Origin of the sequence: Rhizobium brockwellii, from assembly GCF_000769405.2 — a bacterium.
GTDB classification, from domain to species: Bacteria; Pseudomonadota; Alphaproteobacteria; order Rhizobiales; family Rhizobiaceae; genus Rhizobium; species Rhizobium brockwellii.
The window spans coordinates 2,679,886-2,700,677 of record NZ_CP053439.1 but is presented as its reverse complement, the minus strand read 5'-3'; the positions used below and the strand labels follow the sequence as shown (position 1 = coordinate 2,700,677).

Below are 20,792 nucleotides of genomic sequence, written 5' to 3'. Positions count from 1 at the left end.
CGGGGGACTGACGCCGGCAAGGAGACCGGTGAGATTGATGAGGCGAAGACACGATAAAGTGTTTCGGTATGGCGGGCGCCATACCGAAGTTCCCTTACTTCTCAGAGGATGTCACCGCCTATAGAGGCAGCTGCTTGCCGGCCTGTTCGCTGACCATGTATTCGGCGTACCAGTCCGGCCAGTTGTCGTCGTGTTTGCCGCCGTTTCGCTTCTCGTGTTCACCGTGGGCGGTCGCCGCACGGCGCATGGCTGAAGCGAGATCGGTCGAGGTCGTGAATGTCGTCCCGTCGCCGTCGATGCGTCCCGGCAGGCGCGTGGTCACTTCCTGGAACAGCCAACCGTTGCCGTCGGGATCCTTGAAGGAGGCGAAAGAGCGGTAGCTGCGGTGATCGGGATCGCGACCGGCAATCCGCAGCCGCCCGAACAGATAGGGTTCGTCCTTGCCGGCATAGACGCCGGCTGCATCATGGAAGACTTCGCTGACCTCGACGCCGCGGGCGATGAGATCACGGCGGGCGGCCTCGATGTCGGAGACGACGAGGTAGAGGCCCTGTGCGGAGCCGGGGGCGGCGGCCGTGACGTTCTTGCCGAAGATGATCGCGCAGCCGGAGCCGGGCGGCGTAAACTGGATCACCCGAAAATCGGCATCATTGGCGAAGTCGGCGTCGAGCCGCCAGCCCAGCCCGTCGTAAAAGCGCTTGGCGCGGTCGACATCGGAAACAGGGATGACGACCACCTCGAGCTTGGTGTCGACGGGCTGTGTTCTCGGGGTCTCAATGGGGGGGTCACTGCGCATGGCATTGCTCATCTTCAGCTCCTTGGCGTTTTGGATGCGTTAAGAATGGCGATACATGTCGCCGACCAGTGGACCACAGCGCGGTGAGGCCGTCGAATCAATTATTCTGTCCGATTTGGCTGGTATTGGCAGATTTTTATCGAAGCGGCGGGACTGTTCCCGCCGTCTTCTGTTCGTCGAACCGCTGAGACTACGCGGCAAGAGCGGCGCGGGTTTTGCCGATCGTCAGAGCTGCCTTTGCCGCTTCACGGCCTTTCTCGACGAAATGTGCGCGGTAGATTTGCTTGTGGTGCTCGGTTTCCTGATACTGATGCGGCGTCAGCGACACCGACAGTACCGGTACGCCGGTATCCATGCCGGCGCGCATCAGCCCATCGACGACGGCCTGGGCGACGAATTCGTGGCGGTAGATTCCGCCGTCGACGACGAAGGCGGCGGCAACGACGGCGCCGTAACGTCCGGTTGCCGCAAGATCGCGGGACAGCAGCGGCATCTCGAATGCGCCGGGAACATCGAACACGTCGACCTGCTCGGGCGGAACGAGCTGGTAGAAGCCATCAAGGGCGCGGTCGACGATGTCAGCGTGCCAACTGGCTTTGACGAAGGCATAGCGGGTGGGTGTCATGGTAATCTCCTTTGGCGAACAGACACATCACCCAAGGCGATCACGAACGTCCCCGACAGCCGCAAGGGCGGCAGGAACGCACGTTCTCTTTCATCCGGACTATGACCGTCGGCTCAGGCATCTCACCTGATCTGCTGACCCTTCCTAAGAAGGCGCTCGCGGGCTCGCAATCAGAATTGCATACCGCCGGTAGGGACTTGCACCCCGCCCTGAGAACGGCGCGGACAATAGGGGGAAGGCGGCGGGCTGGCAATAGGTCGAAATGCTTTCGCGGCCGGAGCTGGATCAGGGCTCCCTAAGAGCGGCGATTCCGTTCGTTCGTCGATGGCGACGGACAATCCCTCTTGCGGACGAGGAGCTTGCGCCTACATGCTCTCGGTGAGGGCATCCACGTCAGAAGCACGACAAGACAGGACGCGCTGTCTCCGCCTGGGCGGGGCCGTGACAACCATGGGAGAGAGTGATGCCAGAATCTTTCGTCGTTCACCGCGAGGCGCATATCGCGGCGCCGCCGGCCGCAGTGTTTGCGCTGATGATCGATCCGGAGAAGATCCTGCGCTGGATGGGAACGGAAGCGCAGGTCGAGCCGCAGCCCGGCGGGCTCTATCTCGTCAACGTCACCGGCGCCCGCTTTGCGCGCGGCTCGTTTCGTGAGGTGGTGCCGGTTCATCGCCTTGCTTACAGCTTCGGCTGGGACGGCAGCGAAGTGGTGCCGCCAGGGTCGAGCCTGGTCGAGATCGATCTGATCGAGCAGGGGGGCGGAACGCTGCTGCGGCTCACCCATAGCGGCCTGCCCAGCGCCGATCAATGCGCCGGCCATGCGGAAGGCTGGGCGCATTACCTCGGGCGCCTGACCGAGGTCGCCGGCGGGCGTGATCCGGGTCCCGACGCTTTTTACGGCCGGACATGAACAATTTTTGCGGGCAACCGTGCGTCTCTGAAGCGCTTCTTTTTCCCCGCAAACATGAACGCGCAGTTCATCTCCAGTTCAATTTGGCGGCCATAAGGTGTGGGCGGCTGGATTGAAATGGAGTTCTCGATGAAGGCACTTTCTATCGCGGCTGCCTTGCTCGCTGGCAGCCTCTCGATCGGTACCGCGGAGGCGATGCCGATGGGGACAATCAATGTCCAGAGCAATGTCACAAAGGTCGACTACGCCTGCGGTCGCGGATGGCATCTGACGCGCTGGGGCGAATGCCGGCGAAGCTGGAGACGCCCGCCGCCGGTCGCTTTCTACGGTGGTCCGCCCCGCTGGGGCTGGGAGCGGCGTCACCGCGATTGGGATGGGCCGCGCTGGCGCCATGAGCGGCGTTGGGATCGCGACCGTCGTTGGCGGGATGACTAAGGGTCTCGCTTAGATGCAAATGGACGAAGGCCGGAGCGATTTTTGCCCGGCCTTTTCTCATGAAACGGCTTCGCTGACGCTGACAGCCAGCGTTCTTGCGATTTGCTCGAGAGGGTCAGATCCTGCTGACGAGGCAGTGCTTGTCGTCGATCAATTCCTCTAGTTCGACGGGATCCTTGACACCGAATTCGAACCATTCGACGAGTTCCTTCGCCTTGCGGCTGCTCTCCTCCGCCGTCAGCTCGACCTGATACCTTTCGCACCATCGCCGAAGGATCGACGTCAGCAGCGTCATGTCATTCCCATCCAGCGGATCTTTCGGCCAGAATATCGTGCCCATCGTACCCCTCAATCACACGATGACGAATGGCCCTATAATGGAATCAAAGTCGCGCAAGTTTAAAGTGTTTATTTTTTGTTTTCCACCGCGGCGCATGGTTTTTCGACAGGGGAGTGGACGTCTTTTTCCGAGCCCGGGGATGACCGCAAGCGGTCACTCCGGGATGTCCTTGCGGCCGCCCCGGTGAGCGTGCGATGTTAAGCTATGGATCTGCCATCCCCCCTTGCCTGGCTGGTTGACGAGGCCGGGGCCTTGCCTGGTCCCGAACGGTTTCTGGCCGAGCTCGGGCGCCGGTTGCTGGCCGATGGCCTGCCGATTTCCGGCGGCGCGCTGACGCTTTCGGTGCAGCATCCGATCATTGCGCGGCGTACCTGGCTGTGGCGGGCCGAGACCGGTGCTGTCATCGAGGCTTTGGCCTTTGCCGCGGCGCCGCAGAGCGAGGCCGGGCGCGAGTGGCTGGCCGGGCTCGGGCCGGTATGGGAAGCCAGGATCGGGCCTGCGCAGGATAATCAGGCATTGGACAGCCCGCTGCTCGGCTGGGCGGGGGTTGCAAACGGGGCAGGGAGCAGCGCATTCGGCCGGGTCCAGGCTGGCCTGCTGCGCGAAGTCGCGCGTTTTTCCGCAGCCCCGCTCGCCGCTTTGGCGGCGCGGGAGGCGCGGGCCGCGCTGCTTGAAGCCTATCTCGGCCGGCGCAGTGCCGCCCGGGTGCAGGCCGGCGCCCTTGCCCGCGGCACCGGCGAGACCATCCGCGCAGCCCTTCTCTGCGCCGATCTGCGCGACTTCACCGCGCTCTCCGAAGTGACCGAGCCTCACGTCATGATCACGGCATTGGACGCTTGGTTCGACCGTGTCGCAGGCGCCGTGCATGCCTTCGGGGGCGAGGTGCTGAAGTTCATCGGCGACGGTGTGCTGGCGATCTTTCCGGTCACGGTTACGTCGGGCGAGGGCGACTCTGCCCGAGGGGATCGCGAGGCCTGCGAGGCCGCACTGCGCGCGGTCGCCGCCAGCCGTGCCGGCATGGTTCATCTCGACCAGGTGCGCCAAGCGCAGGGGCTGGCGCCGCTGCCCTTCGGCGCAGCATTGCATTTCGGCGAGATCCTGTGGGGGAATATTGGTGCTGCAGACCGGTTGGACTTCACCGCCATCGGCCCCGCCGTCAATCTGGTCAGCCGGCTGGAAGGGCTGTGTAAGCCGCTCGGCCGAAGCGTTCTGATCTCGGGCGCGGTGGCGGCGAATACGGCGACGACCCTGATCCCGCTCGGAGAACATCTATTGCGCGGCATCGCCCAACCTTGTGCGGTCTTCACCCTGCCGGAGGATTGAGCCGCGGGCAGGGTGCTCGCATTTATGCAAAGAAATCTTTGCAAAGATATCTTTGCAATAGTAGGCTGCCGGCATGAAAAATCCGCGCCCGCAGCCTGTTCAATCCGTCGCCACACCCCGCACCCTCAGCCGCGTCGTGCCCGATCCGACCGCGCTGAAGGCGCTGACGCATCCTGTCCGGCTGCGCATGCTCGGCATGCTCAGGCTCGATGGACCCGCCACGGCGACGCAGCTGGCCGTGCGGCTAGGCTTAAATAGCGGCGCGACCAGCTATCACCTGCGCCAGCTTGCCCAATACGGCTTCATCGAGGAAGCGCCCCATGCTTCGCGGCGCGACCGTTGGTGGCGCGCCAGCCACGAGCTCACCTCGGTGCCGGCAAGCGAGGCCGACGGCGAAGCGTTGGATCTCGATCTCGCCTTCAACCAGGCAATACTCTCTCTGCAGGTCGGCCAGATGCAGCAGGCGCTGGAGGAATATGCCGAGCTGCCGGCGGAGTGGCGCAAGGCGAGTACGGCCAGCGACATCATCATCCCGATGACGGCGGAACAGGCCGAAGCTCTGACCAGGCGGCTGACCGATATCATTCTCGAAGCGATGCGGGTGGCTCCGCCTTTGGGGGAGCTGGCATCCTCGGATATGGTTCCCTTCTCGATCATGCTGCACGCCTTTGCCTATCCGGGCCGGCTCCCGCACAGCGAAGGGGATGGCAAGCCATGATAAGGGGTGGGCCATTCCTGGCGCTTGCCGCGGCCGAGACGCTTTCGCTTTCCGGCACGCGGCTGTCCACCATCGCTATCCCCTGGTTGGTGCTGAGCACGACGGGCAGCCCCGTTTTAACCGGGCTGGCGGCAATGATGGAAATGCTGCCTTATGTCGCCGCCAAGGCGCTCAGTGGACCGTTGATCGACCGCGTCGGCCCCAGGCGCATCGCGGTCGTCTGCGACACCGCCTCGGTGGCCGTGGTGATGCTGGTACCGCTCCTCGATTGGCTCGGCCTGCTTGATATGCCGCTGCTACTGCCTGTTGTCTTTGCCATGGGTGTGCTGCGCGGTCCATCCGATGCTGCCAAGCAGGCGATGGTGCCCGATATTGCCGAATTGGCGGCCGTGCCGCTCGAGCGGGTGACCGGCCTCGTTGGCGCCATCGAGCGGCTGGCCTCGACGGCGGGTGCGGCCGGTGCCGGCGCGCTGATCGGCCTTATCGGCCCGGGCCAGGCGCTGGTGGTCAATGCCGTCACCTTTGCCGCCGCTGCGCTGATTGTGGGCGTAGGCATCCCCGGATTGCGGCGCGTCTCCGAGCCGCGCGGCCTGCCCGAGGCCCGGTCGGGCGGGATGTCCTCCTATCTCGGCGATCTCAGGGAAGGCTGGCGCTTTCTGCGCGGCGACGCGGTGCTCGTCAGCATCGTCATCATGGTGGCGACCACCAACCTGCTGGACCAGGCCTATCACGCGGTGTTGCTGCCCGTCTGGACGCAGAGTTCAGGCCATGGCCCGGAATTGCTGGGGGCGATGTTTTCGGCCTTCACCGGCGCCTCGATCGCAGGTGCTGCGATTGCCGCTGCGATCGGCGAGCGGATGCCGCGCCTGATGGTTTATACCGTGGCCTTCCTGCTGACCGGATTTCCGCGCTTTCTCGTTATTGCGCTGGATGCGCCACTCCCCATCATCTTCCTCACCCTGGCAATCGCAGGATTGGCCTCGGGCTTCCTCAATCCGATCCTGTCGGCGGTGATCTTCGAGCGCATCCCCAAGCCGCTGACCGGCCGCGTCACCGCGATGAACGCCGCCCTCTGCTTCGCGCTCATCCCCTTCGGCGGCCTCATCGGCGGCGCCCTGATCAGCACTATCGGCCTCGCCGCGGCGCTCTCGCTCACTGGGCTTGCCTATCTCGCCGCAACCCTCTTTCCCCTGGCGCTGAAGAGCTTCCGCGGCTTCGACAAGCCTATCACCCAGACCTAGCGTCGCGGTTGCGTGCCTCGCTCTGGTCTCCAAGCTCCTCGACCATCAGATCGATGAAGCGTCGGACACGCGGTTCCAGCAGGCGCTTGTCGGGATAGAGAGCGACGATCTTTGCGCCGTCAGTTTCGAGGCCGGGCAGGACGTGCCGGAGGCGCCCGGCGACGAGATCGTCGGCGACGAGAAAATCGGGAAGGAGGGCAATCCCCAGTCCCGCCAGGGCGGCGTCGCGGATCGCCTCGCCGCTGTCGAGCCTCAGGCGGCTGTGGCCCTGCGCCTTGATCCAGGAACCGCCTTCCCCGCGAAAGCGCCAGCCCTGCCTTTGATTGCGGCCGGCGAAGATCAGGCAATCATGGACCGCGAGATCGTCGATATCGCGGGGCTCGCCGCGCTCGGCAAGGTAGGACGGCGAGGCGCAGAGCCGCGCCTTATAGGTGGCGATCACGCGCGAGACTAGGCGGGTGTCCGTCTCCGTCGCGCCGACCTGGATCGCCAGATCAAAGCCTTCCTCGACAATGTCGGCCGGGCGATCGGTGAAGCTCACTTCGACCTGGACCTCGGGCCAGGCCCGAAGATATTTTTCAAGCAAAGGCAGCACGATGAGCCGCCCGAAGGCATCGGAAACGGTAAGCCGGAGAACGCCTCGCAGCGTGCTGTTCTGCCCCGCCACGCTCGCCTCCGCCTCGTCGACCGATGCAAGGATATGCAGCCCGCGCTCGTAGAACATCCGGCCTTCGTCGGTCAGGCTCAGCGTCCTCGTCGTGCGGTTGAGCAGGCGCGCGCCGAGCCGGTCTTCCAGGCGGATGACCGCCTTGCCTGCCGCCGAACGGGACAGGCCCATGGCTTGGCCGCCGGCGATAAAGCTCCCCGCATCCACGACGGCCATGAAGATCAGGATATCGTTCAGGTTCGTACGCGGCATGAGACAACTCGAGCGGTTCGGCTACGTCAATAAGTCGGGCAGTCATGGGATCGTTCAAGACCCGGACCATCAACGCCCATCGCGGCAGTAAGGTCCCCACGCTTCGCTTTTATGTAGACGTCCCTTCGCCAATCAACCTGCTATAGCAGCCATCGCACCGGATCGCAGGTCAAAGATGGGCACTGGAAAGCCGGGCTACAGCATGTCGCCGAGGCTCCAGTGGTTGTTCCATCGGACGTCGATCTCGTCGTCGACATTCTGATATCTGATGTCGGTGGAGAGGCGCAGCCGCCGGCTGCGGTCCTGATTGGTGGTCGAGGCGTGGATCATGTAGGGCGAGTGAAGCACCACGTCGCCGGTCTCATAATCGGCGGCGAGCCAGCGGGTGTCGAAGCGCTCGGCCATATCGGGCAGATCCTTCGAGATCCAGCCGCCTTCCGCCATGTGGCGGTTATAGGCATTGATCCGCTCCTCCGGCGAAAGATCGCCACTCGTGGCCTGGAACTCGGCTTCCATCTTGACGCCCAGCGCGTGCGAGCCTTCGAGGTAAACCAGGCCACCCATCTCGGCGGGGATGTCGCCGATTGGAATCCAGGCCGTCACCAGGCGGCTGGTGCCGCCGCGGAGATAGACGAGATCATAGTGGGCGGGCGTGGCCGTCGGCGATCCCGGTTGGACGAAACGCATGAGCTTGCGCTTGTGCAGATAGGAGATGCCTTGCAGGAAATCGTCCATGAAGCGGGCGAGCGGCGGTTGCGCACAGAAGCCTTCATAGGCGGCTGAGCGGACGAGCGACATCAGGCGCCGGTCCGCCAGGCTCCTGTCGAAGCCACCGGCAGACGCGATGCCCAGAGAAAAATCGCTGCCGGGATCGACCAGGCCGGTTTCGGCGAGATGTTCAAAAACCCAGCGGCGGAAGTCGATCACATCGGCCCGCGGCAGAAGGCCTTTCAGCCAGACATAGCCATCGTCCTGGAAGCGGCGGCGGATGGCATCGACGCCGATGGCGGGATCGGTCGGGGTGAGCCAGCCCGTTCGCTCCACAGGCAAGGTTTTGCCATGGGCGGCAAGGGGAAATTCCGGCTTTCGGACCTGCATGACCTCCGCGGCAATTGACATTTCACTCCTCCGTCGCTTGAGTTGGCTTGTCATCAATTACCTGATCCGGCGGGCCAACCGACATAGAGGAAATTCATAACTGGACTTTTCGCTCATCATGAGAGACACCGAGGCCATCTATAGAACGCCGCTTACCGCTGCCGGCGGACTAGCTGTCACGGGCAGCGGCAGGCAGCATGCCCGCCGTGCGGTGACGGACCGGAAATTACCGAGTTTCGCCGTCGTGCTGGTGGAGCGGGGGCAGGGCTGGCTAGAAACCGCCGCCAGCGGCCGCATGAGCCTGACCGGACCTGCACTGTTCTGGCTGTTTCCCAACCGGGTGCATTCCTATGGCCCCGACGAAGGCGGCTGGGACGAGCGCTGGGCGCTTTTCGAAGGATCGTTCACGCGGGACTTCGTTAGGCTGAGGATCATGACCGAGCGACATCCGGTCGTCGCCTTGCATCATCTCGATGAGGTGGTGCGGCTGTTCGGCAAGCTTCATGCCGATCTGCTTGATGACACCAACCTCGGGCAGGCCTCGGCGGCATTGATGCTGCATCGCATCGTCATATCCGCCGCCAGACAGGCAAGCGGCGCGGCCGATCGACGCCAGGAAAGGCTAGATATGGCCGACATCGTGGAAACGCTACGGCGGCGGGCGATGCAACCGTTGGACCTCGCAGCCTTTGCCGCCGAGCATGGCATGTCGCCGGCCACGCTGCGCAGGCGGTTCACGCTCGAAACCGGACTGCCTCCCAAGGCATTTCAGCTTCGGGCGCGCATGGACCATGCCAAACAGCTGCTAGCAACCACCGACGAAAAGATCGAAACGGTAGCCGCCATGATCGGCCTGGATGATCCGTTTTATTTTTCGCGTGTTTTTCACGAACGCGAAGGCTGCAGTCCTCGCGAATTCCGTGCGAGGTATCCGCGGGTTTGAGAGGTCGGCAGCTGGCGCAGACCGAGACGCGCGGCCGGCGTATCCTGTGTTCACGAAGTCATGTATGATGACGGAGGGTTGGAGAGGATCTTTCATCGCGTAGGCAAAAATTTCGCCGCACCATCAAGTGCAGGCCCGATACCGGGTGGAAGGTTTCATTGTCCGATCCGTGAACGTCCGGCTTCGCTCATTCGCGGAGGTTCCGGACCGGGAGGGGAAAATGACTTCCAGCGCCTCGCATGTCGACCTTGCGCCGTCGAGACCGTCCGTCATCCATGCGGCGGTTCAACTGGGACTGGTCGCCTTTCTGGTCTATGTCTGTGCCAGGATCATATTGCCGTTCATGGGCATTCTGCTTTGGTCGGTAATCCTGGCGGTCATGCTTCATCCCTTGCATCTCCGCCTGTCCGGCCGGCTCGGCAATCGCTGGTCGGCATCTCTCATCGGGATGGTCGGCGTTGCCGTCGTGCTGGTGCCCATGTTCGTTGTGGTCACATCGCTTGGGTCTTCCATTTACTGGCTTGTGTCCGGTTTGCAGAATCACAGCCTGACAATCCCGCCGCCTCCAACGCGGCTTGCCGATCTGCCGGTGGTCGGGGCGAAGCTCTCGGAAGGCTGGTCGCTCGCTGCCGCCAACCTGCCCTCGGCGCTGCGTCAATACGGAGAGATGCTGAGCAAGCCTGCTGCCTGGCTCGCATCTTTTGCTGGCGGCCTGGCCGCTGGCAGCCTTTCCTTTGTTCTTTCCATCGCGATCGCCGCCGTGCTTGTCGCTTATGCGAGGAGTGCTGCTGCTTTCGCCCTCAGTCTGCTGGAGTTCGTCACCAACAGCAAGGCGCGGGGTGCCCGGCTCATCCATCTGACCGCCACAACGATCCGGGGCGTGGCGGTCGGCGTGGTCGGCGTGGCGGTGATCCAGTCGCTGCTCGTTGGCATTGGCTTCTTCGCCATCGGCGTTCCGGCGGCCAGTGCCCTAACGCTAGTCACGTTTCTCTTGGCAGTCGTGCAGATACCACCGCTGCTGCTCACTCTGCCCGTCATGGCCTATGTCTTTGCCACGGAGGCGACAACACCGGCAATCATCTTCGCCATATGGTCTTTCGTCGCCGGGCTGAGCGACAATTTGCTCAAACCCTTGATGCTCGGCCGTGGATCGGGCGTGCCGATGCCGGTCATCTTGGTCGGTGTCATCGGAGGGATGATAGCCGACGGCCTTCTCGGTATATTTGTCGGCCCTGTGTTGCTGGCCGTGGGCTTCGTGTTGCTGATGGAATGGCTGCATCAGCGGCCGGTTGAGGACGCCCCCCAGATCGAAGGTCCGGCCCCATGATTACAGTCATTGGTCTCGGCCTGCTTGCGATGTCGATGTGCCTCGCGCTCCAGGCACTGGCTTCAGTGCTGGCCGCGCGTTATTTTGCTCACGCGCGCACGCAACCCATAGGCCGAAAGCCCTGGCGAAGGATCTTCCTGCAATTCTCGGTTCTGATGATCGTGCTCATGCTGGGTAATATCTTCCAGGTCGTTTTCTGGGCGCTGTTATATCGCGCGCTCGGCGCCTTTGAGGACTTCGAAACGGCCATGTATTTTTCGGGCGTCACCTTCACGTCGCTTGGTTATGGCGACGTGGTGCTTGACGGCCGTATCCGGCTGCTTGCGCCGCTGCAAGCAGCCAACGGGCTGATGATGTTCGGGATCACGACGGCGCTATTCTTCTCGGCCATCCAGCAGGCCATGGGGAAATTGGCTGCGGCAAATCAAACCGCGCATGAGCCGTAGTGCGCTGGAGCCGGCGAAGACAGCTCGCCGGGAACGAACATCAGCGCCAACCCATCGCAGGCGCGACATGGGTTAAGATCGCTTCGATGACATGGGCGTTGTAATCGACGCCAAGCTGGTTGGGGACGGTGAGCAACAGGGTGTCCGCCTCGGCGATTGCCTCATCCTCGGCGAGCTGCTTGATCAGGGCGTCGGGCTCGGCGGCATAGCTGCGACCGAAGATTGCGCGGGTCTTCTCGTCGATGAAACCGATCTTGTCGCCCTCGTCGTTGCCGTAGCCGAAATAGGCGCGGTCGCGGTCGTCGACCAGCGCGAAGATGCTGCGGCTGACCGAGATGCGCGGCTGGCGCGTGTGGCCGGCTTCTTTCCAAGCCTCGCGATAGGCGCGGATCTGGTCGGCCTGCTGGACGTGGAAGGGCTCTCCCGTCTCATCGTCCTTCAGTGTCGAGCTCTGCAGGTTCACGCCGAGCGTGGCCGCCCAGACGGCGGTGGCATTCGAGCTTGCGCCCCACCAGATCCGCTCACGCAGGCCTTCCGAATGCGGCTCGAGGCGCAGGAGGCCGGGCGGGTTTGGAAACATCGGCCGCGGGTTCGGTTTGGCAAAACCTTCACCGCGCAGCACTTCGAGGAAGACTTCGGCGTGATGCCGGGCCATGTCGGCCTCGCTCTGGCCTTCGGGCGGGGCATAGCCGAAATGGCGCCAGCCATCGATCACCTGTTCGGGCGAACCGCGGCTGATGCCGAGCTGCAGACGACCGCCGGCGATGAGGTCGGCCGCGCCGGCATCTTCGGCCATGTAGAGCGGATTTTCGTAGCGCATGTCGATGACGGCAGTGCCGATCTCGATCCGATTGGTTCTAGCGCCGACGGCTGATAGCAGCGGGAAGGGCGCGGCCAGCTGGCGGGCGAAATGATGCACGCGAAAATACGCCCCGTCGGCGCCAAGTTCCTCGGCCGCCATCGCAAGGTCGATCGACTGCAGCAGCGCATCGCCGGCCGAGCGCGTCTGCGATTGAGGCGAGGGCGTCCAGTGCCCGAACGAAAGGAAACCGATTTTCTTCATACCGATGCCGCACCTTGATCCGTTGTATCTTGGGTCGACCGGTCATCGCACAGTTTCGGCTCGGATGGCAATCGGAGCCGGTTGGGTGCGCGCGCCAGCCGGGCTGGAACGTCGCGGCAGGCCCACGGGCCGATGTCCTCAAGCGGAGGCAGAGGGAATTGCCGTAAGCGGCTGAGAGGGAGTCAATTTCTGCCCGACGGGCTGCCAAGTTCCCGAGTTCAATAATAGGCTGATTTGAACGGGGCGATGGCGGCCCCCATGGCCGATGCGTCGCTTGCTATCTCGGAGATGATCAGCTTCGGGCGGGGGCGCGGCACGCCGTAGCGGGGGCGGTCGAAGATCTCGGTGCGGTCGATCAGCATCTGCGCCAGGGCCGGTGGAATCTGGCCGCCGAAAACGATCCCCTGCGGATCGAAGATCGCCCAGATCGCGTTGATGAGGCGGCTATAGGCGGGCGTCACCTCGTCTACCCATTCCACGACGCCCCGCCATTTGGCATCGAAATGCTTGCGCATGTAGCTGATCGAGGGAACGTCGACGCCATTGCGGTTGAGATTTTCGATCAGATATTGCAACGCCGGCCGACGCTTATTCTCCTCGGCGTCGTACATGCCCGAGAATTCGCCGGCATTGCCGATGCCGTTGTGCAGCAGCTCGCCGTTGCTGACCAAGCCGCCGCCGAAGCCGTAGTTGAAGCTCAGATAGGCGAAGTGCTTGATATAGCGGCCGGCGCCGAACATGGATTCGGCGACCGTTCCCGCCTTGCCGCCATTGTGCACCCAGACCGGCTTGCCGAAGAATTCCGTCAAGAGCGGCCCGAGTTCGATGAGCGACCACTCGTGCAGCGGCAGTGGGGCATTGTAGCGGGTGCCGCTGACGTGAAAGCCGGCGATGGCAAAGCCTATCCCGAAGAAAGTCTCCTCGGAGAGGTCGTTCTCCCTCTGATGTTCGACCAGCTGCTTCAGGACGAGATCGAGCGACTGGGCCATCGACCGTTCCCGCAAGGTGATGCTGCTTTCGGCCAGTACCTTGCCTGATATATCCATCAGGCAGATGCCGATCACGTCGGTATTGACCGAGATGCCGCAGGAATAGGCATAGCGGCCGTTCAGTCGGAGCGTCGGGCTCGGCTGGCCTCGACCGGCCCCGGGCTTCGGCGAGCCGAAGGAAATGATGCCGCGTTCCTCCAACTGGTCGATGATCCGGTAGACGGATTGCTGGGTGAGGTCGGTGTGGCTGGTGACTTCAGAGCGCGAGAGGCCGGGATGACGCCAGATCAATCTCAGCAGATCGCGTTCGTTCGACGAGACGACGCCGCCGCCTTCGCGAAGGAAGTGCTGGGCGATCAGCGGCTCCGGGAAATAGGCCATATCAACACTTCCGTCGCCAATAATTACCAGAGGCGTGTAGTAATTATTGCTGTCGCCTCGGGTACTTCCTTTCGGGTCCTATAGCAGCCACCCTGTCGTGTCACAAGTGTCTTGCGGTCGTCACTAAATTGTTACACGCTACGTGTAATAAATCGCCGTCACCGGTGCCAGGCTTGAAGCCGGCCGATCAAATCAGGCGAGGGCAAAATGAAGATTTCCATTCTGGCGGCCGCGGCCGCGCTGATGTCGGGCGCGTGTTCGGCGCAGGCTGCCAATATCGAATTCTGGTACGGCAATACGGGCGTCGTCGAAAAGGCGATCCAGGACCAGTGCAGCGCTTTCAATGCCGCGCAATCGGAGCATCACATCACCTGCGTCGGCCAGGGCAGCTACGAAGTGTCGATGCAGAAGGCAATCGCCGCCTTCCGTGCCAACAACCACCCCGTCCTCATCCAGTTCTTCGACGCCGGCACACTCGACCTGATGCTGTCTGATGCCGTCGTGCCGGTCCAGGAGGAGCTGCCCGAGGTGAAGTGGGACAATTATATCGCAGGCGCCCGGGCCTATTACGAAACCTCCGGCGGGACGCTTTTCGCGCAGCCCTACAATGCCTCGACGTTGCTGTTCTACACCAACAAGACCGAGCTCGAGAAAGCCGGCATCACCAAGACGCCTGAGACCTGGGAAGAGATCATCGAGGCCGCCCGCAAGCTGAAGGCTTCAGGTCATGCCTGCCCCTTTACCACCGATGGCGATACATGGCGCGTGCTCGAACAGTTTTCCGCCCGCCATGGCCTGCCGATCGCCTCAAAGCATAACGGCTATGACGGTCTCGACGCCGAATATGTGTTCAACACGACTTTCGCCGCCAAGCATCTGCAGAACCTGATCGACTGGCGCAAGGAGGGGCTCGTCAAGCTCAATGCCGATACCAAGGCCGGCAACTTCACCGCCGCCTTCAACACCGGCGAATGCGCGATGATGGAGAACTCTTCAGGTTCTTATACCGCCTCGGCGAAGGCATTCGAAGGCAAATACGAACTGTCAGTCGGCATGGCGCCGATGTATGAGGGCTATGAGCGCCACAACACGTTTGTCGGCGGCGCCTCGATCTACATCATGAAGGGCCACGACAAGGCCGAGGTCGAAGGCGCCAAGGCCTTCCTCGACTTCCTGCGCCGTCCCGAACAGCAGATGTTCCTGACCGCCGCCACCGGTTACGTCCCCGTCACCAACGACGTGATGGATGCGATCGCCAAGAGCGGCGAGGCGAACTCGCCGAAATATGCGACGGCCGCCGTCGGCATCGAGTCGATGAACCAGCCGCGCACGCCGGATACCCGCGGCATCCGTCTGGGCTTCTATGTGCAGTTCCGTCAAGTGTTCACGGAAGAGACGCAGAAGGCCTTTGCCGGCCAGGAGACCATGCAGATGGCGCTCGACAACGCCAAGAAGCGCGGCGACGAGCTGCTGCGCCGCTTCGAGCAGACCTACAAGGGCGTGAAGATACAGTGATCCCGACATCTCACGCGCGGGACGTTTGAACGTCCCGCGTGTCCCACGCACGGGGCGCGTCCTAAGCGCTCCCGTGCGTCAGGCATGGGACCCATACGCCCGTGACGGTCTTTTAATGCAGGGCTTTTCTATGATGTCGGAATCTTCTCTCTTCAGCCATCGCTGGCTGCCGCTTCTGCTGGTAGCGCCGCTCATGCTGCTGATCGCGCTTTTTTTCTACGTGCCTGTCTTCCAGGCTTTCTACTGGTCGTTCTTCCTTGAGCGCCCCTTCGGCGGTGGCTCGATGTTCGTCGGCTGGGGTAATTTTGCCCGCGTGTTCTCCGATCCGGAGTTCTGGGAGGCCTGTTGGCGCACTATCGTCTTCATGGTCACCGCCTCCTCGCTCGCGGTGGTGGTCCCTCTGATCCTTGCGGTCGCGGCCGACCGGAAGATCCGCTTGTCGCTGCCGGCGCGCAATGTGCTCGTCTGGCCGAAGGGAGTTGCCGGCGCCTCGATCGGCGTCGTCTTCGCCTTCATCTTCAATCCCTTCGTCGGCGTGCTCGCGCCACTCAACTCAGCCTTTCCCGGCATCTGGGCGCCCGGCATCAACGGCACAGACGGCTTCATCACGCTGATTGCAGCGCATGTCTGGGGCGGCATCCCGTTCAATTTCGTCATCCTGCTCGCCGGCCTGCAATCGATCCCGAAGACCATGCACCAGGCGGCTGCGATGGACGGGGCAGGGCCGTGGCGGCGGATCTTCGACGTGCAGCTGCCGCTCATCATGCCGCAGCTCTTCCTGACGCTGGTGCTCGAGTTCACCGAAAGCGTCACCTCGGCCTTCGCGCTGATCGATACGATCACCCATGGTGGTCCGGGCGGCGCCACCACATTGCTCGTCTACAAGATCTACACCGACGGCTTCAGCGGCTACGATCTGTCCGGCGCCTCGACCCAGACGGCGATCCTGATGGTCTTCGTCGTCCTCCTCACTGCCGCCCAGTTCCTCTTCCTCGGCCGGCGCATCAACTACGAGCGGTGACCCCATGATCGAAAACGCACGTTCCCTCAATATCGTAGCTGGCCTCGTGCTCATCGTCGGCATCGTCTATATCCTCGGGCCGCTCTACCTGACGTTGGCGACAGCCTCGCAATCCTATGAATTCATGCTGCGCAACGGGCTCGCCTGGTACCCCGGCGATCAGTTTTTCGCCAATGCGGCGCACATCTTCACCGAAACGCACATCCCGATCCAGATGTTCAACAGTCTGGTGGTCGCCTTTGGCGATGCATTCGCGACCTGCGTCCTGTCGCTTCTGTCGGCCTATGCCATCGTGTATTTCCGTGTTCGCTGGGCGGGCGTGGCCTTCGCGCTGATTCTCGCGACCATCATGCTGCCGATCGAGATCCGCGTCATCACCACCTACCAGGTGGCGTCGAACGTGTTTTCGCCGGTCAATGCGCTGCTCGACGTCACCGGCCTGAACGGGCTGATCGCCGAATATTTCGGCGCGCCGGTGAAGCTCGAATGGAGCGTACTGAACACGCACTTCGGCCTGATCGCGCCGCTTGTGGCGCATGGCACCGGCACCTTCCTGTTCCGGCAGTTCTTCCTCACCCTGCCCAAGGATCTGTTCAAGGCGGCGCGCATGGATGGGGCAGGGCCGATCCGCTTCCTCTTCGATATCCTGCTGCCGCTGTCGCGCACCAGCTTCGCCGCGCTTTTCGTGCTGACCTTCCTCAGCGGCTGGACGCAATATCTTTGGCCGCTGGTCGCAGCCTCGACGTCAGACATGCAGACCGCCGTCGTCGGGCTGGCGCGGCTTGTGCCGGATTCGGAGGGAGAGATCCCTGATTTCCCGATGATCATGGCCGGCGCCGTCATCGTTTCGATCATTCCGCTCGCGATGATCGCGCTCCTGCAGCGCTATCTCGTCCAGGGCCTCGCTCTCACGGAGAAATAGCCATGAACGCCATCGACATGGCCATCCGCGCCGCTGCCGCCAACATCACGCTGTCAGGCGTCACCAAGGCCTATGACGCCGAGACCGTCGTCATTCCGCCGATGGATGTCGAGCTCAGGGCCGGCGAATTCACCGTCGTGCTCGGCCCCTCCGGTTGCGGCAAGTCCACGCTGTTGCAGATGATCGCGGGGCTCGAGCGGGTGAGCGGCGGCACGATCGTCATCGGTGGCCGGCAGGTGCAGGATCTGGAACCGAAACATCGCGGCTGCGCCATGGTGTTCCAAAACTATGCGCTCTATCCGCATATGAGCGTCTTCGACAACATCGCCTACAGCCTCAAGGTATCAGGCATGGCGAAGCCCGAGCGCATCGAGCGGGTCGGTGCGGTGGCGAAGATGCTCGGGCTGTCGGACTTCCTCGGCCGCAAACCGGGGCAGCTTTCCGGCGGCCAGCGCCAGCGCGTGGCGATCGGCCGCGCCATCGTGCGCGAGCCCGGCGTACTGTTGTTCGACGAGCCGCTCTCCAATCTCGATGCACAATTGCGTCATGACATGCGCGTCGAACTCGCCGAGCTGCACCGGCGCATCGGCGCCACCACCGTCTTCGTCACCCATGATCAGGTGGAGGCGATGACGCTTGCTGATCGCATCCTCATTCTCAACAAGGGGCGGATCGAGCAGTTCGACACGCCGAAGGCGATCTATCACAAGCCGGCCTCGGTCTTCGTCGCCAAATTCATCGGCGCGCCGCCAATGAACATCCTGCCCGTCACCGGCGACGGCGCCGTCCTCCGGTTCGCCGACGGGCAGGTGGTGGCGCAAGCCCGGCTTACCGGCGCCTATCAGCTCGGCATCCGCCCCGAGGATATCCTGATCGGCGGCACGGCTAACGGACAGGTGGTCACCTCAGCTCTGCGGTTTCGCGAGGATCTCGGCTCGCACGCGATCCTGGCAGCCGAGCTTGGCGGCTCGGTCGTCAGGATCGCCACGCCCTTCGGTGTCGAGATACCGGATCACAGCCAACTCTCTCTCAATTTCCCTGCCTCCCGCCTGCATCTCTTCGATGCGGAGAGCGGCAAGGCCATACCAGGCGCATTCGGCGCAAACTAGAACATTTCCGCTTTTCTCCGAACCACGGAAATGTTCTATCTATTTGTTTTAACACAATTCCTGACGGGAAACCGCTGCGCAATTTTGCTGGAATTATTCTAGAGGAAGCCCCATGAAATACATCGACCACATTGCCGACCCGTCGCGTTCCTGCGCCATCGTCGCCCATCGCGGTGCCTGGCATCATGCTCCTGAAAACAGCCTTGCCGCGATCGAGAACGCGATTGCCGGCGGCTATGACATCGTCGAGGTGGATATCCGCCAGAGCGCCGATGGCGTGCTGTTCATCCTGCACGACGACACGCTCAAGCGCATGGCCGGCATCGATCGCATCCCAGAGGAGATGCCGATCGCCGAGATCACCAGCCTGCCACTGCGCATGGCCGATGGCGGGTCGGACCAGCCGTTCACGACGCAGACCATTCCGACGCTCGAACAGGTGCTTGAAACCGTGCGCGGCCGCATCTTCGTCGATCTCGATCTCAAGGACCTCGAGATGATGGGCATCGTCGCGGCCAAGGTCAAAGAGATTGATATGGCCGACCAGGTCGATCTTAAGGCCCGTGCCGGCACGCCGGAGGCGCTGGCTTGGCTCGCCAGGCAAAAAGGGATCGACGGCATTCCGTTCATGGGCCAGGCGTTCTTCAGGATCGGCAGCGCCGAAGAGACTGCAAAGGCAGTCATCGCGGCGCGCCCGTTCATGTGCGAAGCCAAGTTCGATGCGCTTGAGACGCTGGCCGGCCAGCACGAGCGTCTGCGCAACGCCGGAATCTCGCTCTGGGTCAACACGCTCGATCCGGTCTCCTGCTGCGGCTTGACCGACAGTGCGGCGCTTGAAGATCCGGATGCAATCTGGGGACGGATGATGGCGGCCGGCATCAGCGTCATCCAGACCGACCAGCCAGCGGCGCTCAAGGCCTATATCGAGGCGCGCCGGGCATGAGGGACGTGTCGGACGACATATTCTCCGCCGTGATGGCGGATATGCGCCGGGCGGCGGAGGCGGAGATCCTGCCCCGCTTCCTCGGCGTCACCGCCGAGGGCATTCGCACCAAGAGCGCTCCTGACGATCTGGTGACCGATGCCGATCTCGGCGCCGAGCGGCGGCTCACCGAGGCGCTTTCGGCGCGGTTTCCTGAGGCAGTGCTCATCGGCGAAGAGGCGGTTTCGGCCGATCTCACCATACTGGCGCGGCTGGCCGACGCCGATCTCGCCGTCATCATCGATCCTGTCGACGGCACCTGGAATTTCGCCCACGGCCTGCCGCTGTTCGGCATAATCGTGGCGATCGTTTCCGGCGGAGAAACCGTGGCCGGGCTGATCCACTATCCCGTCACCGGCGATTTCCTCGCCGCGCGACCGGGGCGAGGGGCATGGCATATCGCCCGCGATGGCAGGCAGACCCGGCTCAGCGCCGCGCCGCCGGGGCCGATCGGGGAAATGCACGGCTTCGTTCCACTGCATATGTTCCCCGCCGAGGAGCAGCCGGTCTACGCTCAGAGCCTGCTGCGCTTTGCCCGAACGACTACATGGCGCTGCTCGGCCTATGAATACCGGGCGGTTGCATCAGGGGTGATGAGCTTTTCGCTGAACGCCGAGCTCAAACCCTGGGATCACGCCGCCGGCGTGCTGATCCATCAAGAAGCCGGCGGCTACGGGGCATTGCTCAGTGGCGAAGCCTATCGTCCTGCGATGACCAAGGGCCGGCTGCTCTTGGCGCCGGATGCGGAAAGCTGGGACGCGATCCGCCGGAGTTTTACGGAGGGGTGATAGCGGGTGTGGTTCGGCATTGCGCCGGTTTGAAGTTTGGCAGAAGCGCCACCCCACCCTACGTCATTCCTGTGCTTGTCACAGGAATCCAGTGCGCTCAAGTCCTTGGGCGCGGGTGAACCTGCTTCGCCTTACGACTCATTCACGGCGCGGACGCGCCGTGGCTGGGTTCCTGTGACAAGGAACGACGGAGGAGAGGCGAGCGACCGTCAGGAATTTGCCAAGCGATTGGGGATGAGTTCCGACTGCATCCAATGCGTTTCACTCTGAACGTGGTTGTCCCGCACATACTTGCCCATCCGAACTGGCATTTCGGTTTCCAGGAACGCATCAGCGATCCGAACGACGAACCCCTCCTGCTTGGTCTTATCCAGCGATGCCGCAGTATCTTCGAACAGGCCGGCTTTGTATGGTCCCCGATATAGTGTCGACACCGGAACGATGCCCAGTTCTTCGAACCGGGCTTGCGTCAGATCCCAGGATTGGACCTTATCGTCGATAATCCATGCAAAGCCGAGGAAGTATGACGGCAGATCATCATAACCGATCGAGTGCCGGGCATAGAGGTTCTCACCGACGATGCGTTCGCCATCTGCAAGTTGCGGGCTGATGCTGGCAGCAAAAGCCTTAAGCCAATCGCGCGACGAATGGTAACGGCTATCGGGACTACGCGCATGAGACCCGCCCCGATAGATGGTCGTGTTCTCACCATCCATTTTCTCGGTGATGACAAGATCGCCAATCATCAGCCCGTCAAGCATCGCCATGACTTTGTCATCGCTCGTCGCTCCGGGAGAAATCGGTAGGTGATAGGTTCGTCCGTATTTCTTCATGGTGATGAACGCATAACCGGTGGCGACCGCACAATGCAAGGTCGCACCCGTCTGCGGATCGGCATCTT

22 protein-coding genes and 1 riboswitch are annotated in these 20,792 nt (G+C 62.7%); of the genes, 14 read left to right on the top strand and 8 right to left on the bottom strand.

The window, feature by feature from the left end; genetic code table 11:
- Window positions 1-118: 118 nt before the first annotated feature.
- Complete coding sequence (locus RLCC275e_RS13520; protein ID WP_033180840.1) at window positions 119-808, bottom strand: VOC family protein; 690 nt, start codon at window positions 806-808, stop codon at window positions 119-121.
- Between the two features lie 178 nt (window positions 809-986).
- Window positions 987-1,421 (bottom strand): 6,7-dimethyl-8-ribityllumazine synthase, encoded by a 435-nt coding sequence (locus RLCC275e_RS13515; RefSeq protein ID WP_003560715.1) that lies wholly within the window; start codon window positions 1,419-1,421, stop codon window positions 987-989.
- A gap of 78 nt (window positions 1,422-1,499) precedes the next feature.
- Window positions 1,500-1,642: riboswitch (FMN riboswitch) on the bottom strand.
- Between the two features lie 242 nt (window positions 1,643-1,884).
- Between RLCC275e_RS13515 and RLCC275e_RS13510 the strand changes: the two genes are divergently transcribed.
- Complete coding sequence (locus RLCC275e_RS13510; protein ID WP_033180839.1) at window positions 1,885-2,331, top strand: SRPBCC family protein; 447 nt, start codon at window positions 1,885-1,887, stop codon at window positions 2,329-2,331.
- A 129-nt stretch (window positions 2,332-2,460) separates the two neighbouring features.
- Window positions 2,461-2,766, top strand: a complete 306-nt coding sequence (locus tag RLCC275e_RS13505; protein WP_033181024.1) for a GCG_CRPN prefix-to-repeats domain-containing protein — start codon at window positions 2,461-2,463, stop codon at window positions 2,764-2,766.
- Between the two features lie 115 nt (window positions 2,767-2,881).
- Here the strand turns inward: RLCC275e_RS13505 and RLCC275e_RS13500 are convergent, their stop codons facing one another.
- Entirely contained in the window at window positions 2,882-3,106 is a 225-nt protein-coding gene (locus tag RLCC275e_RS13500) for a hypothetical protein (protein ID WP_033180838.1), read from the bottom strand.
- Window positions 3,107-3,310: 204 nt separating this feature from the next.
- Here RLCC275e_RS13500 and RLCC275e_RS13495 point away from each other — a divergent pair, with 204 nt between their 5' ends.
- The 3 genes from RLCC275e_RS13495 (at window position 3,311) to RLCC275e_RS13485 (ending at window position 6,388) form a co-directional block, all read left to right on the top strand.
- Window positions 3,311-4,429: an adenylate/guanylate cyclase domain-containing protein gene (locus tag RLCC275e_RS13495; protein ID WP_033180837.1), complete on the top strand. Its 1,119-nt coding sequence runs from the start codon at window positions 3,311-3,313 to the stop codon at window positions 4,427-4,429.
- A 73-nt stretch (window positions 4,430-4,502) separates the two neighbouring features.
- Window positions 4,503-5,147: a winged helix-turn-helix domain-containing protein gene (locus tag RLCC275e_RS13490; protein WP_033180836.1), complete on the top strand. Its 645-nt coding sequence runs from the start codon at window positions 4,503-4,505 to the stop codon at window positions 5,145-5,147.
- Window positions 5,144-6,388, top strand: a complete 1,245-nt coding sequence (locus tag RLCC275e_RS13485) for an MFS transporter (protein WP_033180835.1) — start codon at window positions 5,144-5,146, stop codon at window positions 6,386-6,388. The genes RLCC275e_RS13490 and RLCC275e_RS13485 overlap by 4 nt, the downstream gene beginning before the upstream one ends.
- On the opposite strand, the gene RLCC275e_RS13480 is transcribed toward RLCC275e_RS13485, so the two are convergent.
- The gene (locus RLCC275e_RS13480) at window positions 6,375-7,307 is read right to left on the bottom strand and encodes a LysR family transcriptional regulator (protein ID WP_033180834.1); all 933 of its coding nucleotides are present in this window, start codon (window positions 7,305-7,307) and stop codon (window positions 6,375-6,377) included. The two genes, RLCC275e_RS13485 and RLCC275e_RS13480, sit on opposite strands and share 14 nt — an antisense overlap.
- 195 nt (window positions 7,308-7,502) lie before the next feature.
- Window positions 7,503-8,426, bottom strand: coding sequence for a phytanoyl-CoA dioxygenase family protein (locus RLCC275e_RS13475; protein ID WP_033180833.1), 924 nt, complete (start codon window positions 8,424-8,426; stop codon window positions 7,503-7,505).
- A 97-nt stretch (window positions 8,427-8,523) separates the two neighbouring features.
- On the opposite strand from RLCC275e_RS13475, the gene RLCC275e_RS13470 reads away from it, so the two are divergent.
- The 3 genes from RLCC275e_RS13470 to RLCC275e_RS13460 all read left to right on the top strand — a co-directional run bounded on the left by RLCC275e_RS13470 (window position 8,524) and on the right by RLCC275e_RS13460 (window position 11,121).
- On the top strand, window positions 8,524-9,348 hold the full coding sequence (locus RLCC275e_RS13470; RefSeq protein WP_130702634.1) for a helix-turn-helix transcriptional regulator: 825 nt from the start codon (window positions 8,524-8,526) through the stop codon (window positions 9,346-9,348).
- A gap of 220 nt (window positions 9,349-9,568) precedes the next feature.
- Window positions 9,569-10,675, top strand: coding sequence for an AI-2E family transporter (locus RLCC275e_RS13465; protein ID WP_033180832.1), 1,107 nt, complete (start codon window positions 9,569-9,571; stop codon window positions 10,673-10,675).
- On the top strand, window positions 10,672-11,121 hold the full coding sequence (locus tag RLCC275e_RS13460) for a potassium channel family protein (protein WP_033180831.1): 450 nt from the start codon (window positions 10,672-10,674) through the stop codon (window positions 11,119-11,121). The genes RLCC275e_RS13465 and RLCC275e_RS13460 overlap by 4 nt, the downstream gene beginning before the upstream one ends.
- Before the next feature lie 40 nt (window positions 11,122-11,161).
- Here the strand turns inward: RLCC275e_RS13460 and RLCC275e_RS13455 are convergent, their stop codons facing one another.
- Complete coding sequence (locus RLCC275e_RS13455; protein ID WP_033180830.1) at window positions 11,162-12,184, bottom strand: LLM class flavin-dependent oxidoreductase; 1,023 nt, start codon at window positions 12,182-12,184, stop codon at window positions 11,162-11,164.
- Window positions 12,185-12,402: 218 nt separating this feature from the next.
- The gene (locus RLCC275e_RS13450) at window positions 12,403-13,554 is read right to left on the bottom strand and encodes an ROK family transcriptional regulator (protein WP_033180829.1); all 1,152 of its coding nucleotides are present in this window, start codon (window positions 13,552-13,554) and stop codon (window positions 12,403-12,405) included.
- A gap of 207 nt (window positions 13,555-13,761) precedes the next feature.
- Here RLCC275e_RS13450 and RLCC275e_RS13445 point away from each other — a divergent pair, with 207 nt between their 5' ends.
- The 6 genes from RLCC275e_RS13445 to RLCC275e_RS13420 all read left to right on the top strand — a co-directional run bounded on the left by RLCC275e_RS13445 (window position 13,762) and on the right by RLCC275e_RS13420 (window position 19,891).
- Window positions 13,762-15,069: an extracellular solute-binding protein gene (locus RLCC275e_RS13445; RefSeq protein ID WP_033180828.1), complete on the top strand. Its 1,308-nt coding sequence runs from the start codon at window positions 13,762-13,764 to the stop codon at window positions 15,067-15,069.
- A gap of 130 nt (window positions 15,070-15,199) precedes the next feature.
- A complete protein-coding gene (locus RLCC275e_RS13440) occupies window positions 15,200-16,090 on the top strand; it encodes a carbohydrate ABC transporter permease (protein WP_033180827.1) in 891 nt (296 codons plus the stop codon).
- Window positions 16,091-16,094: 4 nt separating this feature from the next.
- The gene (locus RLCC275e_RS13435; RefSeq protein ID WP_033180826.1) at window positions 16,095-17,012 is read left to right on the top strand and encodes an ABC transporter permease subunit; all 918 of its coding nucleotides are present in this window, start codon (window positions 16,095-16,097) and stop codon (window positions 17,010-17,012) included.
- A gap of 2 nt (window positions 17,013-17,014) precedes the next feature.
- Window positions 17,015-18,121, top strand: coding sequence for an ABC transporter ATP-binding protein (locus RLCC275e_RS13430; protein ID WP_033180825.1), 1,107 nt, complete (start codon window positions 17,015-17,017; stop codon window positions 18,119-18,121).
- A gap of 112 nt (window positions 18,122-18,233) precedes the next feature.
- Window positions 18,234-19,064, top strand: a complete 831-nt coding sequence (locus RLCC275e_RS13425; RefSeq protein WP_033180824.1) for a glycerophosphodiester phosphodiesterase family protein — start codon at window positions 18,234-18,236, stop codon at window positions 19,062-19,064.
- On the top strand, window positions 19,061-19,891 hold the full coding sequence (locus RLCC275e_RS13420; protein ID WP_033180823.1) for an inositol monophosphatase family protein: 831 nt from the start codon (window positions 19,061-19,063) through the stop codon (window positions 19,889-19,891). Before RLCC275e_RS13425 ends, RLCC275e_RS13420 begins: the two co-directional genes overlap by 4 nt.
- Before the next feature lie 209 nt (window positions 19,892-20,100).
- On the opposite strand, the gene RLCC275e_RS13415 is transcribed toward RLCC275e_RS13420, so the two are convergent.
- Window positions 20,101-20,724, bottom strand: coding sequence for an RNA ligase family protein (locus tag RLCC275e_RS13415; protein WP_033181023.1), 624 nt, complete (start codon window positions 20,722-20,724; stop codon window positions 20,101-20,103).
- Window positions 20,725-20,792: the final 68 nt, after the last annotated feature.

What these genes read in the sequence shown, in the direction of transcription:
- RLCC275e_RS13520 (WP_033180840.1), bottom strand. Translation starts at nt 808, where the DNA reads ATGAGCAATGCCATGCGCAGTGACCCCCCCATTGAGACCCCGAGAACA.
- RLCC275e_RS13515 (WP_003560715.1), bottom strand. Translation starts at nt 1,421, where the DNA reads ATGACACCCACCCGCTATGCCTTCGTCAAAGCCAGTTGGCACGCTGAC.
- RLCC275e_RS13510 (WP_033180839.1), top strand. Translation starts at nt 1,885, where the DNA reads ATGCCAGAATCTTTCGTCGTTCACCGCGAGGCGCATATCGCGGCGCCG.
- RLCC275e_RS13505 (WP_033181024.1), top strand. Translation starts at nt 2,461, where the DNA reads ATGAAGGCACTTTCTATCGCGGCTGCCTTGCTCGCTGGCAGCCTCTCG.
- RLCC275e_RS13500 (WP_033180838.1), bottom strand. Translation starts at nt 3,106, where the DNA reads ATGGGCACGATATTCTGGCCGAAAGATCCGCTGGATGGGAATGACATG.
- RLCC275e_RS13495 (WP_033180837.1), top strand. Translation starts at nt 3,311, where the DNA reads ATGGATCTGCCATCCCCCCTTGCCTGGCTGGTTGACGAGGCCGGGGCC.
- RLCC275e_RS13490 (WP_033180836.1), top strand. Translation starts at nt 4,503, where the DNA reads ATGAAAAATCCGCGCCCGCAGCCTGTTCAATCCGTCGCCACACCCCGC.
- RLCC275e_RS13485 (WP_033180835.1), top strand. Translation starts at nt 5,144, where the DNA reads ATGATAAGGGGTGGGCCATTCCTGGCGCTTGCCGCGGCCGAGACGCTT.
- RLCC275e_RS13480 (WP_033180834.1), bottom strand. Translation starts at nt 7,307, where the DNA reads ATGCCGCGTACGAACCTGAACGATATCCTGATCTTCATGGCCGTCGTG.
- RLCC275e_RS13475 (WP_033180833.1), bottom strand. Translation starts at nt 8,426, where the DNA reads ATGTCAATTGCCGCGGAGGTCATGCAGGTCCGAAAGCCGGAATTTCCC.
- RLCC275e_RS13470 (WP_130702634.1), top strand. Translation starts at nt 8,524, where the DNA reads ATGAGAGACACCGAGGCCATCTATAGAACGCCGCTTACCGCTGCCGGC.
- RLCC275e_RS13465 (WP_033180832.1), top strand. Translation starts at nt 9,569, where the DNA reads ATGACTTCCAGCGCCTCGCATGTCGACCTTGCGCCGTCGAGACCGTCC.
- RLCC275e_RS13460 (WP_033180831.1), top strand. Translation starts at nt 10,672, where the DNA reads ATGATTACAGTCATTGGTCTCGGCCTGCTTGCGATGTCGATGTGCCTC.
- RLCC275e_RS13455 (WP_033180830.1), bottom strand. Translation starts at nt 12,184, where the DNA reads ATGAAGAAAATCGGTTTCCTTTCGTTCGGGCACTGGACGCCCTCGCCT.
- RLCC275e_RS13450 (WP_033180829.1), bottom strand. Translation starts at nt 13,554, where the DNA reads ATGGCCTATTTCCCGGAGCCGCTGATCGCCCAGCACTTCCTTCGCGAA.
- RLCC275e_RS13445 (WP_033180828.1), top strand. Translation starts at nt 13,762, where the DNA reads ATGAAGATTTCCATTCTGGCGGCCGCGGCCGCGCTGATGTCGGGCGCG.
- RLCC275e_RS13440 (WP_033180827.1), top strand. Translation starts at nt 15,200, where the DNA reads ATGATGTCGGAATCTTCTCTCTTCAGCCATCGCTGGCTGCCGCTTCTG.
- RLCC275e_RS13435 (WP_033180826.1), top strand. Translation starts at nt 16,095, where the DNA reads ATGATCGAAAACGCACGTTCCCTCAATATCGTAGCTGGCCTCGTGCTC.
- RLCC275e_RS13430 (WP_033180825.1), top strand. Translation starts at nt 17,015, where the DNA reads ATGAACGCCATCGACATGGCCATCCGCGCCGCTGCCGCCAACATCACG.
- RLCC275e_RS13425 (WP_033180824.1), top strand. Translation starts at nt 18,234, where the DNA reads ATGAAATACATCGACCACATTGCCGACCCGTCGCGTTCCTGCGCCATC.
- RLCC275e_RS13420 (WP_033180823.1), top strand. Translation starts at nt 19,061, where the DNA reads ATGAGGGACGTGTCGGACGACATATTCTCCGCCGTGATGGCGGATATG.
- RLCC275e_RS13415 (WP_033181023.1), bottom strand. Translation starts at nt 20,724, where the DNA reads ATGAAGAAATACGGACGAACCTATCACCTACCGATTTCTCCCGGAGCG.